Annotated in this window: 13 protein-coding genes and 2 pseudogenes; 9 read left to right on the forward strand and 6 right to left on the reverse strand. The window is 67.5% G+C overall.

Annotation, left to right across the window (positions count from 1 at the left end; all coding sequences use genetic code 11):
• The 9 genes and pseudogenes from JI739_RS24305 to JI739_RS00045 form a co-directional block, all read left to right on the forward strand.
• Nucleotides 1-132, forward strand: a pseudogene (locus JI739_RS24305) (integrase core domain-containing protein); the annotation flags it as partial.
• A gap of 147 nt (nucleotides 133-279) precedes the next feature.
• Nucleotides 280-496, forward strand: a pseudogene (locus JI739_RS24310) (IS3 family transposase); the annotation flags it as partial.
• 199 nt (nucleotides 497-695) lie between these two features.
• The gene (locus JI739_RS00015) at nucleotides 696-1700 is read left to right on the forward strand and encodes a Bug family tripartite tricarboxylate transporter substrate binding protein (protein WP_201681805.1); all 1005 of its coding nucleotides are present in this window, start codon (nucleotides 696-698) and stop codon (nucleotides 1698-1700) included.
• Between the two features lie 283 nt (nucleotides 1701-1983).
• On the forward strand, nucleotides 1984-3297 hold the full coding sequence (locus tag JI739_RS00020; RefSeq protein WP_201681806.1) for a sulfatase family protein: 1314 nt from the start codon (nucleotides 1984-1986) through the stop codon (nucleotides 3295-3297).
• 9 nt (nucleotides 3298-3306) lie between these two features.
• Nucleotides 3307-5025 (forward strand): AMP-binding protein, encoded by a 1719-nt coding sequence (locus JI739_RS00025; protein WP_201681807.1) that lies wholly within the window; start codon nucleotides 3307-3309, stop codon nucleotides 5023-5025.
• Nucleotides 5018-5836 carry an enoyl-CoA hydratase/isomerase family protein gene (locus JI739_RS00030; protein ID WP_201681808.1) on the forward strand — a complete coding sequence of 273 codons (819 nt, stop codon included), beginning with the start codon at nucleotides 5018-5020 and terminating at the stop codon, nucleotides 5834-5836. Before JI739_RS00025 ends, JI739_RS00030 begins: the two co-directional genes overlap by 8 nt.
• A 17-nt stretch (nucleotides 5837-5853) precedes the next feature.
• Nucleotides 5854-6771 (forward strand): SDR family NAD(P)-dependent oxidoreductase, encoded by a 918-nt coding sequence (locus tag JI739_RS00035; protein WP_201681809.1) that lies wholly within the window; start codon nucleotides 5854-5856, stop codon nucleotides 6769-6771.
• Between the two features lie 53 nt (nucleotides 6772-6824).
• Entirely contained in the window at nucleotides 6825-7829 is a 1005-nt protein-coding gene (locus JI739_RS00040) for a Bug family tripartite tricarboxylate transporter substrate binding protein (RefSeq protein WP_354003647.1), read from the forward strand.
• 10 nt (nucleotides 7830-7839) lie between these two features.
• Nucleotides 7840-8703: an amidohydrolase family protein gene (locus JI739_RS00045; protein ID WP_201681810.1), complete on the forward strand. Its 864-nt coding sequence runs from the start codon at nucleotides 7840-7842 to the stop codon at nucleotides 8701-8703.
• 11 nt (nucleotides 8704-8714) lie between these two features.
• Here JI739_RS00045 and JI739_RS00050 read toward each other — a convergent pair whose 3' ends face one another.
• The 6 genes from JI739_RS00050 to JI739_RS00075 form a co-directional block, all read right to left on the reverse strand.
• Nucleotides 8715-9302, reverse strand: a complete 588-nt coding sequence (locus tag JI739_RS00050; protein WP_201681811.1) for a MarR family winged helix-turn-helix transcriptional regulator — start codon at nucleotides 9300-9302, stop codon at nucleotides 8715-8717.
• A 29-nt stretch (nucleotides 9303-9331) separates the two neighbouring features.
• Nucleotides 9332-10039 (reverse strand): glutathione S-transferase family protein, encoded by a 708-nt coding sequence (locus JI739_RS00055; RefSeq protein WP_201681812.1) that lies wholly within the window; start codon nucleotides 10037-10039, stop codon nucleotides 9332-9334.
• On the reverse strand, nucleotides 10009-10221 hold the full coding sequence (locus tag JI739_RS00060; RefSeq protein ID WP_236589006.1) for a helix-turn-helix domain-containing protein: 213 nt from the start codon (nucleotides 10219-10221) through the stop codon (nucleotides 10009-10011). Before JI739_RS00060 ends, JI739_RS00055 begins: the two co-directional genes overlap by 31 nt.
• A 197-nt stretch (nucleotides 10222-10418) precedes the next feature.
• Nucleotides 10419-11507, reverse strand: a complete 1089-nt coding sequence (locus JI739_RS00065) for a PRC-barrel domain-containing protein (RefSeq protein WP_201681814.1) — start codon at nucleotides 11505-11507, stop codon at nucleotides 10419-10421.
• A gap of 227 nt (nucleotides 11508-11734) precedes the next feature.
• Entirely contained in the window at nucleotides 11735-13132 is a 1398-nt protein-coding gene (locus JI739_RS00070) for an MBL fold metallo-hydrolase (RefSeq protein ID WP_201681815.1), read from the reverse strand.
• A 109-nt stretch (nucleotides 13133-13241) separates the two neighbouring features.
• Nucleotides 13242-14435 (reverse strand): extracellular catalytic domain type 1 short-chain-length polyhydroxyalkanoate depolymerase, encoded by a 1194-nt coding sequence (locus JI739_RS00075; RefSeq protein WP_201681816.1) that lies wholly within the window; start codon nucleotides 14433-14435, stop codon nucleotides 13242-13244.
• Between the last annotated feature and the right edge of the window lie 19 nt (nucleotides 14436-14454).

The following is a 14454-nucleotide window of genomic DNA, read 5'->3' on the forward strand; positions in this document are numbered from 1 at the left end:
AAGCCCGTGCAGAACGCGTACATCGAGAGCTTTAACAGCCGGTTCCGGGATGAATGCCTGTCCCAGCACTGGTTCGCCAGCCTTAGCCACATGCGCAGCGTCATCGACAACTGGCGCGACGACGTAAGTGAATCGCCCCGGCTTTTGAGGAGGCTCAAATCTCTGAGAGGATTGAGCCATGAAGAAGTCGAACAAGTTCTCACCTGAGGTCCGTGAGCGCGCGGTGAGGATGGTGCAGGAGCACAAGGGGGAGTACCCATCGCTGTGGGCAGCGGTCGAATCGATCGCGCCGAGCGGCAAAGCTTGTTGAATCGCGACAGGACCTGCGGTGCGCGCCGGGTTTGGCACGACGTACCTGGCCCTCGTTGAACGGCGTGGCTTGCATCGCATCGAGCGCCTGATGGCTGAGCCAGCCTTGAAAGCCAGAGCCAAACGGCGTGCCCTGCCCAAGGATCATGGTGAGCGCAGCGCAATCGCCGACAACGTGCTGGACCGGCACAACCGGCAGCAGCCCAAAGCAACCACCGGCTAACTGCGCACACGCGCCCGCGGGCTTGGGGGTCGACCGTTCCCTGATGTGAAGCGAGGGCAGGGGAAGTCCTAGCAACACTTGTTTTCATGAAGTATTAGTGCCGGGCCTAGAGTGGCTCCCATCGCGCGGCAGCCATTCCCTGCCGCGGCCGTCAGGAGACACGATGAACGACAGCCGATCCGCATTCCCCCGCTCCGCCTCGCGCCGGATGCTCTGCCTGGCCGCATTCGCGCTCGCCGCGTTCCACGTAGCGGGCGCGCAGGCGCAAAGCTGGCCCAGCAAGCCCGTGACGCTGCTCGTCGGGGTCCCGGCCGGCGGGGCACTCGATCCGTTTGCACGCACCCTGGCCGACCAGCTCGGCAAGGTCACCGGCGGCACCTTCGTGGTGGAGAACCGGCCCGGCGCCAACGGCAACCTCAGCGCCGAGGCGGCCTTGAAGGCGCCTGCGGACGGGCACACGCTGTGGATCGGAACGCAGTCCATGCTGGCCATCAATCCGGCCGCCTTCAGCCAACTGCGCTGGAAGCAGAGCGACTTCAAGCCGATCCTCAAAGGTGTCGAGGCCCCGCTCGTGCTGGTGACTCACCCCTCGGTGCCTGCGAAGAATTTTGGTGAGCTGGCGAAGTGGATCCAGAACCCCGCGAACAAGGCGTCGTACGCGTCCTTCAGTCCGGGTACGCCTTCGCACTTCCTGGGCTACCAGCTGAACGAGCGCCTGAACGCGAGCATGGTGCACATCGCGTACAAGGGATCCGCTCCGCAGGTGACCGACATCCTTGGCGGGCAGGTGCCGCTGGGCTTCACGCAGCTGGCGTCCGCCGTGCCGCACATCAAGGAGAACAAGCTCAACGCGATTGCCGTGACCGGCCCGCAGCGTTCGCGCTACTTGCCGCAGGTACCTACCCTGGCCGAGCTTGGCTACAAGGATCTCGGCACGACGATCTGGTTCGGCCTATTCGCTCCCGCGGCTACACCGCCGACGATCCTGGAGGCCATTCGTGCGGCGGCTCTCAAGGTCCAGGCCGACCCCGGCTATCGCGGCCGGCTCGAAGCCCTCAACTTCGATGTGCCGAACGAATCCGTCTCTGACTTCGAAAAGACCATTGCCGCCGAAACAGCGCGTTGGGCGGCACTCGTGAAGGCCACCGGATTCAAGGCCGCCGACTGAACCTTCCCGACGCCGGCTGAGGCTGGCGACATCGGCCTGTCCCCCGCACGCACGGCGCCACTGATTCCAGCAGGTCCTCGACCACCTCGCGACTGCGGTGACCAGAAGAGCCAAGGGCACGGCGCTCTGGCATCTGCTGCACGGGCCGCCCTAGATCGACCATGGGGGCGACCGACAAGGGCTCAGTCATCCAGCGCCGGGTGCTCGGGCACCGCGACGCGCTGGTGCCGGCCCGCCACGACGCCAGCCTGCTTTTCACCCTCAAGCCAAGGAACGTTCGCTCATGAACCCGAACATCATCTTCATCGTCGCCGACGACCTGGGCTTCGCCGACCTGGGCTGCTACGGCGGCCGCGATGCGAAATTCGGCCCCGTGTCCCCGGTGCTCGATGCGCTGGCCGCCGGCGGAATCCGCTTCACCGACGGCTACGCCAATTCGCCCGTGTGTTCGCCCACGCGTTTTGCGCTAATCACGGGGCGCTACCAGTACCGGCTGCGCGGGGCCGCCGAGGAGCCGATCAGCGCGGGCAGCAAGGGCAGCAAGACACTGGGCCTGCCGCCGGAGCATCCGACCGTCCCGTCACTGCTGAAGAAGGCAGGCTACAAGACGGCACTGATTGGCAAGTGGCACCTCGGCTACCCGCCGCATTTCGGTCCGATCAGGTCCGGGTACGACGAGTTTTTCGGCCCCATGTCGGGCGGCGTCGACTACTTCACTCACTGCGGGGGCAACGGCGACCATGACCTGTACCTCGACGAGCAGCAGAAGAAGGAGGAGGGTTACCTCACCGACCTGCTCTCGCGCCATGCGGTCGACTACGTCGACCGCATGGCGGCGGCGCGGGAGCCGTTTTTCCTGAGCCTGCACTACACCGCACCGCACTGGCCTTGGGAAACGCGTGACGACGCACACGTGGCCCCGGAAGTCCGGACCAACCTGTTCCATCTGCACGGCGGCAACATCCACACTTACCACCGGATGATCCACCACATGGACGAGGGCATCGGATGGGTGATGGAGGCGCTGCGCCGGCACGGCATCGCTGACAACACGCTCGTGGTCTTCACCAGCGACAACGGCGGCGAGCGCTTCTCGGACAACTGGCCGCTGGTGGGGGGCAAGATGGACCTGACCGAAGGCGGCATCCGGGTGCCGTGGATCGCGCACTGGCCGGCCGTGATCCCGGCTGGAAGCGTCAGCGCCCAGCATTGCATGACGATGGATTGGTCTGCGACGGTGCTGCAGGCGGCCCGCGCGGCGCCCGATGCGGAGTACCCGCTGGATGGCCAATCGCTGCTGCAGGTGCTGCAGTCCCCCGGCGTGCAGTTCGACCGTCCGATGTTCTGGCGCATGAAGCACCGGGACCAGCGGGCCCATCGCAGCGGCGACTGGAAGTACCTGCGCGTGGATGGTCACGACTACCTGTTCGACGTCACCACCGATGCACGTGAACGCGCGAACCTCGCCGGCCGCGACCCAGAGCGGCTCGCTCGGATGCGGCAGGCCTGGGAGGCGTGGAACGACACCATGCCGGCAATCCCGGCGGACGCGAGCGTCAAGCTCGGATACGGCATCCAGGACATGCCGCAACGATAGGAGGCGGCCATGGTTACCAGAAACGATGCATCCGTCTGGGATGCCGAGACCGAGGGATTCGACCTGCTCGACATCACCCTGGGAGATCTGCTCGATCGCCAGGCGGAGGAGTTCGGCAGCCAGGACGCGGTGGTGTACCGCTATCCCGAGGAAGGCATCGACCTGAGGCTCGGGTTCCGGGATCTGCGCGACCGCGTGGATGCGATCGCGCGCGGACTGCTGGCGCTGGGTGTCGGCCGGGGTGACAAAGTCGCGATCCTGGCCACCAACATTCCCGAGTGGCTGTTGCTGGAGCTGGCCGTTCCGAAGATCGGAGCGATCCTCGTCACCGTCAACACGAACGTGCGGCGCAGCGAGCTCGAGTACCTCCTGCGGCAGGCCGAGATCCACACGCTGTTCCTCATCGCTGAACATCGCGGCAACCCTTACCTGGAAACGATCGTCGACCTGGTGCCCGAGCTCCCCACGAAGAGCCACCGGGTGGATGCCGGAGTTTCCAGCGAGGCCTTCCCGTCCCTGCGTCACGTGGTGCTGCTGGGGGCGGGCGAATCCGGCCATGTCGGAGTTCCGCGTTTCACGGACGTGGTCGAGGCCGGGCGGGGAGTCACGGCCGCGGCGCTGCGCGGCGCACAGGCTGCCGTGCGGGCGGACGATGTGTCACAGATCCAGTTCACCAGCGGGACGACCGGAGCACCCAAGGGCGCCATGATCACGCACCGCGGCACGCTCAACAACGCACGGCTGTTCGGCTACCGCGCAGGGTTCCGTCCCGGCGACCGCATGGTGACGGCGATGCCGTTCTTTCACACCGCGGGGAACGTGGTGGACGTGCTGGGCCTGCTGGCCCACGGCGGCACGCTGGTCAAGGCCATCCAGTTCGATCCGCTGAAGATGCTGCAGCTGGTGGAGCAGGAGCGCGCGACCATCCTGCACGCGGTGCCGACGATGCTGATAGCGATGTTGCAGCATCCGCGGGTCGGCGAGTTCGACACCAGCAGCCTGCGGCTGGTGCTCTCTGGCGGCACGCCCATCCCCGTGCCAGTGCTGGAACAGGTGAAGGCGCAATTCGGCGCAGATCCCGTCGTCGTCTTCGGCATGACCGAGGCCAGCCCGCTGGTGACGGCAACGCTGACCAGCGACACCTTCGAGCTGAAGTCGGCGACGGTGGGCAAGCCGCTGCCGCACCTGGAGGTGAAGATCGTCGACGGCAGCGGAGCGCCAGTGCCGCACGGCCAACCCGGCGAGTTGCTGGTGCGCGGCTTCGGCGTGATGAAGGGCTACTACAGGATGCCCGAGAAGACCGCCGAGGCGATAGACCCGCAGGGTTGGTTGCACAGCGGCGACCTCGCGACGATGGACCGCGAAGGCTATATCCGCATCGTCGGCCGCATCAAGGACATGATCATTCGCGGCGGCGAAAATGTGTACCCGGCCGAAGTCGAGTCGTTCCTGATGCGGCACCCCGCCATCAAGCAGGCGCAGATCGTCGGAATCCCCGACCCCTACATGGGCGAAGAGGCCGCCGCCTTCATCCAGGTGCGCGAGGGGCAGGACCTGGATGCAGCAGAGGTGGAGGCGTACTGCCGCGCGAACATGAGCCGCCACAAGCTGCCAAAGTACATCCGCTTCGTCACCGAGTACCCGGTGACGCCAAGCGGCAAGGTCAAGAAGTTCGAGTTGCGGGAGAAGTTGCTGGCGCAGCTCCAGGCGGGGAACAGCCATGGGTGACCTTGCGATTCCGCTGGTGTACGAGAAGGACGGCCCGCTCGCAACCTTCACCCTCAACCGGCCCAACGCGCGCAACGCCCTCACGCCGGAGCTCGTATGCCGCCTGGCCGATGCGGTCCGCGACTTCGTGGAGGATCCCAACTTGCGGGTCGCGATCCTCACCGGCACGGGGGACAAGGCGTTCTGCTCGGGCGGCGACCTGGGGACGATGCTGCCGCTCATGAGCGGCGATCGCCCAGCTGCCGACGAATGGGACCGGCGCGTGCTGGAAGAGCCGTTCGTGATGGCCGCCTCGTCGCTGCGCGACTTCCCGATCGACAAGCCCATCGTCGCGGCGATCAACGGCGCCTGCCTGGCCGGCGGCATGGAAATGGTCCTCGGCACCGACATCCGGATCGCCGCGGAGCACGCGATCTTCGGCTTGCCCGAGGTCCGCCGCGCCGTGATCCCGTTTGCCGGTTCGCTGGTGCGCCTGCCGCGGCAGGTGCCGCACTGCGTCGCGATGGAACTGTTGCTCACCGGGGAGCACATCAGCGCGGCGCAAGCGCATCGCATCGGCCTCGTCAACCACGTGGTCCCCGCGCAGGAAGTGCTGCCGAAAGCGCGTGCGCTGGCGCAGCTGATCGCAGCCAACGGGCCGGTGGCCGTGCAGGCGGTCAAGCACGCCGTGCAGGCGGCCAGCGGGAGACCGCTGGACGAGGGCTTCCGCATCGAGGACGAGGCCAAGCGGCTCGTCATGTCTTCCGAAGACGCGCGCGAGGGTCCGCGGGCCTTCATGGAAAAGCGCGAACCGCGTTACCTCGGCCGCTGAAGGCCACGGAAGTTGGAATGAACCAGGAGCACATCGATCTGTCCGGCCAGGCCGCAATCGTCACGGGCAGCGGCCGCGGGTTGGGGCTTGCGTTCGCGCGGGCCCTGGCGCGCGCCGGAGCCGCCGTCGTGGTGAACGACGTGGACGCCGACGCAGCGCGACAGGCAGCGCAGCTCATCGCATCGGAGGGTGGTCGCGCGGTCGCCGAAGTGGTGGCCGTCGGATCCGCCGAAGCCGCGGACCGGCTGGTGGCGCGCGCCGTCGACAGTTTCGGCCGCCTGGACATCCTCTGCACCAACGCCGGCATCCTGCGAGACCGCGTCCTGTGGAACATGTCCGACGATGAGTTCGACCGCGTCATCGAAACTCACCTGCGTGGCACCTTCACCTGCGTGCGCGCAGCGGTCCGTCGGATGCGCTCGCAAGGCGAAGGCGGTCGCGTGGTGCTCGTGAGCTCGATCTCCGGCCAGCGCGGAAAGTTCGGGCAAGGCAACTACGCCGCGGCCAAGGCAGGCATCGCGGCCATGGCGCGAACCTGGGCGCTCGAATGCGCGCGCGCCAACGTCACGGTAAATGCGATCGTGCCGGTGGCCATGACGCAGATGGTCGCCTCCATTGCGGCCCTCGCGCCCGTGGCTCAAGCGATGGCGCGGGGTGAGCCCTTGCCGGAGACCGTGCGCCAGGGCCTCGGGCTGGGCACGCCAGAGGACGTCGCGCCGCTGCTCGTGTTCCTTGCCTCGCGCGCCGCAGCGAACGTGAGCGGGCAGTGCATCGGCATCGGCGGCGACAAGCTGTCTCTCTGGTCGCAGCCCGCCGAAGTGCGAGTCGCGTACCGCGATGGCGGCTGGGACGCTGAGGCCATCGCTCGCAGCTGGGCCCAGGGTGTCGGCCAGCGGCTGGAGCCCTACGGCGACGAGATCAAGCTGCCGGAATGAACAACCCTCCGCCGCACGCATCGCGGCCTTTCTTCCCTTCTACAGGAGCCATCGTGCCTGCTTCCACTCCCCACGCACTCGTCATCGACCGCCGGCACATGCTCGTCCTCACGGCCGGAGCCTGCTCCCTCGGTCTCTCCGGACATGCATTCGGCCAGGCCTATCCCGATCGCCCGATCAGGCTAACCGTCGGCTTCCCGCCCGGCACCGGGCCCGACACTGTCGCGCGCATCGTCAGTCAGAAGCTGGTGGAGCGGCTGAAGCAGCCAATGACCGTAGACAACCGCACCGGCGCCGGCGGCCAGATCGCCGTGCAGGGCGTGGCGAAGAGCGCGCCGGATGGCTACAACCTGCTGCTTGCCGAGGTCGGCTCCATCAGCATCGCACCCGCTGCGTTCGACAAGCTCACGTACGACCCGCTGAAGGAGCTCATCGCGGTATCGGAAGTCGCGCGCGCCGACTTCCTGCTGGTGGTGCCGACGCAGTCCCCCGTCAAGTCCGCGGCGGAGTTCGTGCAAGCCGCCAAGGCGCGCTCCGGCCGGACCAATTTCGCCACCTTCGGGGCAGGGACGCCGGGGCATTTCGGCGCCGAGCTGTTTGCCGCGCAGGGCGGCTTCAAGATCGAGCCGGTTCACTATCGCTCGACAGGCGATGCCGTGACGGCCATCGTGGCCGGCGATGTCGAAGGCGCATTCGTCACCACGGCGCTCGGAAGCGCCCAGGTCAAGGGCGGCAAGGTACGCGCGCTGGCCACCACTGCCGATGCGCGCTCGAAGCTGCTCCCGGACGTGCCGACCTTCGCCGAGGTCGGCATGCCGAAGGTGGATTTCTCGTCCTGGCTCGCCTTTTTCGTGCCGGCTGGGACGCCGGAGCCGGTGGTGGCCACGCTCAATCGGGCCATCGTGGAAGCAATGCGCGACCCGCAGGTGAAGGACCGCCTCGAGGAATCAGGGTTCCGGGTGATCGGCAGCAGTGCGGCGGACGCCGCGAAGATGGTCCGCTCGGAATCACAGCGATGGGGCCAGATCGTGAAGGCCACGGGCTTCAAGGGCAACTGAGACCGCAGCCATGAACCCCGCTGAACTCGTCGCGATCGACACCCACACGCACCTGGAGGTCTCCTGCCGCAACCCGTTCGACAACTACGGGGAAGAGTTCGACCGGGCAGCGGATCGCTACTTCCGCTCAAGCCGTCGCCCGACGATGGACGAAACGCTGGCCTATTACCGGGATCGGAAGATCGGTTTCGTGAATTTCACGGTGGACGCAGAAACGCAGATCGGGCGCCGCCGCATACCGAACGAAGAGATCGCGGAGGCGGCGCTGGCGAACCCAGACATCATGATCGCGTTCGGCAGTATCGATCCTCACAAGGGAAAGTTCGGCGCGCGCGAGGCACGCAAGCTGGTCGAGGAGTATGGGGTCAAGGGATTCAAGTTTCACCCGACCGTGCAGGGCTTCGAGCCGCAGGACAGGATGGCGTGGCCGCTGTACGAAGTGATCGACGGCTACAAGCTACCCGCTGTGTTCCACACGGGTCATTCCGGAATGGGCAGCGGCATGCGCTGCGGCGGCGGCCTGCGGCTCCAGAGCTCCAACCCCATGCTGCTCGAGGATGTGGCGATCGCCTTTCCCGACATGCAGATCATCCTGGCGCACCCGTCCTGGCCGTGGCAGGACGAGGCGATCTCGCTGGCGATGCACAAGCCGAACATCTGGATCGATCTTTCGGGCTGGAGCCCGAAGTACTTTCCGCCGCAACTCGTCAAGTACGCCAACACCTTGTTGAAGGATCGCGTACTGTTCGGCAGCGACTTCCCGCTGATCACACCGGACCGGTGGTTGAAGGATTTCGAGGAGGCCGGCTTCAGGTCGGAGGTGGTGCCCGGCATCCTGAAGGACAACGCGGCACGCTTGCTCGGGCTGTCTTGAGCGGCGCGACGTCAGTGCCTGCCATGCCTTTGCCGATTGATCTTCGGCAGGGCCGTACTGGCAAGCGGCGACTCAGCCCGCTGCTCGAGCCGGGCAAACAGGCTGTCGAGCATTTCCCGCTCTGCGTCCGTGAGCCCTGACAGCAGCTGCTCGTTGATGTCGAGAACGATCGGGAGCATCTCGTCGTAAATGCGTCGCCCTTCCGCGGTCAGGATGATCTCCACGTAGCGACGATCGTTCGGTCGGGGCTCGCGTGCCGCCAGGCCCTTCTCGACCAACAGCGATATGCCACGGGAAGCGCGTGCCGGATCCAGCCGCGCCTTGCGGGCCAGTTCCGTCGATAGCAGCCGCCCCGTCCGTCCGAGGGTGAGGATCAGGCGCCACTCCCTGCGCGTGATGCCGTAGCGTCCTTCACACAGGCGGGTGATCGGGTGACTCGCCGTGGCAGCCAGTTTGTGGAGCCTGAAAAGAAAGACGTCCTGTGATGCAGGAGGCGCAGGCGGGGTTGTCATTGGCTCGGCAGATCCTCCCGGACGCCTGAATTGTAGGTAGACGGCCGCGTTGGGTCGATACCGGTCGTAGCGGATGGTGAGCTCCACTTCATGAGGAGTCGTGATGCCGCATTTCTTCAGTTGAAGAGCGCGCCCGGCCAGTTGACGACGGCCGACTGAATGGCTGGCAGCTGGCGCAGGCGGGCGGCGTAGGCGGCCACGGCGGGCCGCTTGCCGTCCTTCCAGAAGATGTCGGCGCCCATGTTGCCCATGCGCAGGAGTTCGATGGCCCAGTAGATCTCGGCCATGGTCAGCTGGTCGTCCAGGAGCCAAGCGGTCCTGGCGGCCTGGAGCTGCCGCTCCAGTGCCTCGCAAGCCGCTTCGGCGGTGGTGTAGGCCTGCTGCATGCGTTGTTCGGTGAACAGCTCCTGCGCCGCGCTCAGCTCCTTCGCCCGCTTGGCGGCGTAGCCGCGCACCAGTACCGGGTCATCAGCATGCTCGGCCAGGTAGCGGTCGCAGCGTTCGACCTTGGTCATCGCGAAGTCGACGCCGCTCTTGCCGCGCTGGCTGGGCGGGCGCCGGTCTTCGCCGGGCGGCTTGCCATTGAGCATCTGGTAGTTGGGCAGGTTGTCGACGATGTCCACCTGGGCGTCGATCGCCGCCGCAAGGTGGTTTGGCCGCAGGCTGCGGGCATCGTCGTCGGACACTGCCGCCTCATCGACGTACCGGCAGATGCGCTTGGAGTCCACCACCACGATGCCGACGTCCCAGTCGACCAGCGTCGGTACCACGGCCGCATCGCAGCCGCCGGTGGTCACCGAGGTGTTGCCGGTGTGTCGATCCACCAGCTTCGACTGCCCCCCGTCAGGCGACCTAGAAGGCCCGCGGCGCAAAGCTCGCGAATGTACCGATAAGCAGTGGATGCGGAGAGTTGAAGGATCGCGCTGATCTCCTCGGCCGTTCGCGTCGGGTGTTCCTCGTCGAACAGGTCGAGGATCTCCAGCATCTTGGACAAACTGGATGCCATGGGCGCCTTGAAGCTCTAGAAGAGCCGCAGTTTGAGGGCCGTCTCCAGGGCGCGCCATCACTCGATCGCCCCGGCATTCCTGGCGACGATGGCCTGAGTGAACTGCTCAGCGCGCTGGCAAGACGGACCTTTCAAGGCCCATCTTGCTTTTCAACCTGCCGTCGGCTGGCAAGCCGGGTCTGCAAAGGCCTGAGGCCTTACTGGCGCCGCCCCTCACCGCGCTCGCCCAGGCGGCTGAACTCCTGGGGCGTGAGGCGGCCGTCGCGGTTCGCATCGGCCGCGGACCAGTGCTGGCCGAGGTCCGGCATCGCGTCGAGTTCGCGCCGGTCGATCCAGCCGTTGCGGTCGGTGTCCAGGCGGTTGAACAGGCCGGTGTTCGGGCCACTGCCCATGGTGCTGGCATCAGCCATGCCGGTGCCGAAACCCGCGCCGAAGAAGGTGCGGTCGAGTCCGGCCACGTAGGCCGGTTCGTTGAGCCGCCCGTACCAGTTGGGATCCAGCGCGGGCATGGAGGCGACGCGCTGCTTGGTGAGGCTGGTGCTCAGTTCGTCGGACTCCATGCCGCGTCCGCGCTGGAAGGCCGTCAGTGGCACGGCGATCTTGCGCTCCGGCGACAGCCAGCCCGGGTCGAATTCCAGCACGGCGTAGTGCACCTTCGATTTCGCCAGGTCGATCACCAGGGCCTCGATCTCGCCGATGTCGTCCTCCGTGGCCGTGTTCACTTCGCGGTCGATGATGCGCGTGGCCCGCATGGCGCCGAATGCGCCGGCAGGCGGGTCCATGCCCCAGGCGCGGTCGACGCGCGTCCACAGCGGCTGGTTGCCGAAGAGGCCCGCCTCGTCGTCGGTGCGGCGCACGGCCGCCGACATGAGCTGGTCGCGGTTCGCGTTTTGCAGCACGAGCGCGTCGGCGCGGGACGACTGGAACAACTGCTTGGCCGGCACCGCGACCTGCGCGTCTTCCTGGAACCAGCCGCGGTCGAAACTCAGGAGGGCATACCGGACATCACCGGTGTTGATGTCCACCACGAGGTCCGACAAGGTGCCCAGGCGCTGGTTGTCGCGGCCCACCACCGGCATGCCGATCATGTCGTTGGCACGCATGGCGCGGTAGTTCTGCGACCCGCTCTGCTGCGAGTTGACTTGTTGCTGGGCCATCGGCGAATGGGTGGACGCCGCGCCGGCGCCGCTGGACTGTGCAAGGACGTTGGACGCCCCAGCCGCGAGCACCAGCGTGAAAACGGCTGCGGCAAGAGGCTTCGGATGCGCTTTGCGAAAGTGGGTCATGGACTTCTCCGGTGAATGGCGACGAGGGCGGCTGCCGCTCGCGATAGCCGCCCCATGTCTTCCGATGGACATCGACCCATTGCCACCGTTCCCCCAGCAAAACCCGCTTTCATTTGTCGCCGGAAGTCACGCCAGACGAACGCGGCCCCTCGCGATGGGCGGCTCGAGGCCGCAATGGCCACGCTGCACCGAAAGCCCGGCCACCGCCCAGGCGAGCGCGATAGATTTCAGTCGGAAGCCACCGGAAGGCCGCAGGCCCGCCACGCCTGCCAGCTCCCGGGCACGTTGCGCACGTCGTACCCCTGGGCCTGCAGCAGGCTGGCGGCGATCGAGGCGCGGTAGCCGCTGTCGCAGTACACGGCCACCGGAGCGTGCTTGTCCAGGCGTGGCAGTGCGTCGGGCAACTCGGGCAGGAAGATGTGCGTGGCCCCCGGCACATGGCCTTCCTGCCACTCGTGCGGCGCCCTGACGTCCACGACGGTGAGTGGGTGCGTTCCGCGTTCGATCACCTGCGCCAGGTCGCGCACGTGCAGTTGCTGGAGCGCCTGCAGCGCAAGCCCTTCGTTTTGCCAGGCGCTCATGCCGCCGGCCAGGTAACCGGCCACGCGGGTGAGGCCGGTCCTCGCCAGCTCCGCCAGCACGGCTTCGAGTTGCGCGTCCTTCTCGAGTACCAGCAGCAGCGGTCGCCCGGGATCCAGCATCCACCCCGCCTGGATCGCCAGGTGCCCCGCCGCGCCAAAGTTGAGCGCCTTGGGCACGTGCCCGCCACCGAAGGCCAGCATCTGCCGCGTGTCGATGACGACGACGTCCGGCGATTCCGCGGCTTTCGCGAATTCCCGGGGCGGCAAGGCCGCGACCGGCTGCGGTACCGCGACCTCCGGTCCGGCCGTGTTGGTGTCCTTCAGCCGCGGGTAGTAGCTCGGTTTGGGCGGCAGTCCGCTCAGGGCCACCCGCCGGAACGAGGCTTCGTCGGGCTGCCGCAGGTGTTCGTTGGAGGCCTTCTCCTGGGCGATGCTGGAGGTGGGGCGGTCGCCGATGGCGGCGCCGCAGGGAGATCCGTGCACATGCGTGGGGTAGACCAGCACGCCATCCGGCAGCTGCATGAAGACGCGGCGAAGGCTCTCGAACTGCTGCCGCGTGAGTTCGTCCACCTGCTCGGGCCCGAGCAGGTCGGTGCGTCCGGCGGCGCCGACCAGCAGGGCGCCCCCGGACAACACCGCGAAGGGCGGCTCGTCGCCGGACTTGCTCAGCACGAGGGCGATGTGCTCGGGCGTGTGGCCGGGGGTGTGGCGCACGCGCAGCCGGACCGAGCCGAGCACGAGTTCGTCCTGGTCGCGCAGCGGCCGGTGTTCGAAGCCGTAGTCGCCCTGCGCATGGCCGCTGACGCACAGCTGCGACCCAGGCACCCGCGCCGCGAGTGCGCAGGCCCCGCTGACGAAATCCTCGTGCGTGTGGGTCTGGATGACGTAGCGGATGGCCAGGCCCTGTTCGCGCGCCGCATCGATGTAACGGGCCACGTCGACCTGCGGGTCGATCACGGCGCAGACCTGCGCCGAATCGTCCCCCACGAGGTAGCTGGCGTCGCCGATCGCCTCGGTGAGCAACTGCTGGAAAACCAGTGACATCTGCGGGTCCGCGCGGGGTGGTTGGGCAGAGGCCAGCATAGGTCGCCGGCCGGCGCCCACGGAGCCGCTGTAACGATTGGCCGCTGTGCCGGCAGGCCCAGGGGCTTGTTCAGGCCGAGCCGGCGCGCGGGATCGACAGGAAGAACCGGACCATCTCCGCCGAGGCGTCGGGCCCCTGGCTGTCGGTGTAGGAGCCGCTGGCATGGCCGCCCGACCACGCGTGGCCGGCGCCATGGAGCGTCCACCATTCGATCTTGGTTTCGCCGTTGGCGTCGCTGTGCACGGTGCGCGTGTAGCTGCGCCCCGAGGTGGCGCTGGCGCGCTGCGTGCTCGATTGCAGGGGTGCGCCGCCCGCGGCCTCCTGCGTGAACGCCGCGTTCAACTGCTCGACCAGCTTCACGCCGTTGTCGTGCTGCACGGTGTGGTCCCGATCGCCGTGGAAGACGATGGTGGGCACGGCCTGCTGGGCCGGCCGCACGGGCGCAGCCGCAGCGCTGGCTAACCCGAAGACCGCGCGGCCGCGGCCGGCCTTCATGGCCGCCAAGGCCGACGGGATGTCGTGGGCGCTGCCGTAGGGCAGCCCCGAATGCGCGCCGACGGCGGCGAAGAGTTCGGGGTAGGCCTGCCCCACGATCACCGCCATCGCGGCCCCGGCCGACAAGCCGGCGACGAAGACCCGGCGCGGGTCGGCGCCATGCCGCGCCGCGACTTCCCGGGCGATGCCGGCGATCACGGCGGGCTCTCCGGCATCGCGCACCTGGTCCTGCGGGTTGAACCAGTTCCAGCACTTCGAGATGTTGAATTGGTTGGACTGCTCGGGGTACACCACCAGAAAGCCGTGTTCCTCGGCCAGGCGGTTCATCCGCGTCCCGGCGGCGAAGTCGTCGGCCGACTGCTTGCAGCCATGGAGCATCACCACCAGGGGCGGCTGCTCGGCCACGCGGGCGGGCACGTACAGCTTGTAGGCACGGCTGCCGTGGTCACTGCGGAACTCGTGCGCGGTGAAGCTGCCGGGAGACTCCGGCGGGCTGCCGGGCCGCGTGTCGGTTTCGTCGGGCGAGGTGGCGGGTGCGTCCACCACCCGTGCCGTGATGTCGATGGGCATGCCGGGGTAGGAGGGCGGGGCGGGCGCCTGGGAGGGCTCGGCCGGTCCGGCCGAGCCCAGGGCCTGGCGGATCGTCCGGGTGACGCGGGCCATCGGTCCCGAGGTCGTGTCCAGGCCCGCGGATTGCAGGGCGCGCGAAATGGTGTCCGTGATCTTCCGGGCGTCGAAGGCGGAGCGGAACTTGGGGAATCGGTTCATGTGTGGTGTTCTGAGGAAA

The sequence above is a fragment of the Ramlibacter aurantiacus genome (assembly GCF_016722895.1).
Classification (GTDB): domain Bacteria; phylum Pseudomonadota; class Gammaproteobacteria; order Burkholderiales; family Burkholderiaceae_C; genus Ramlibacter; species Ramlibacter aurantiacus.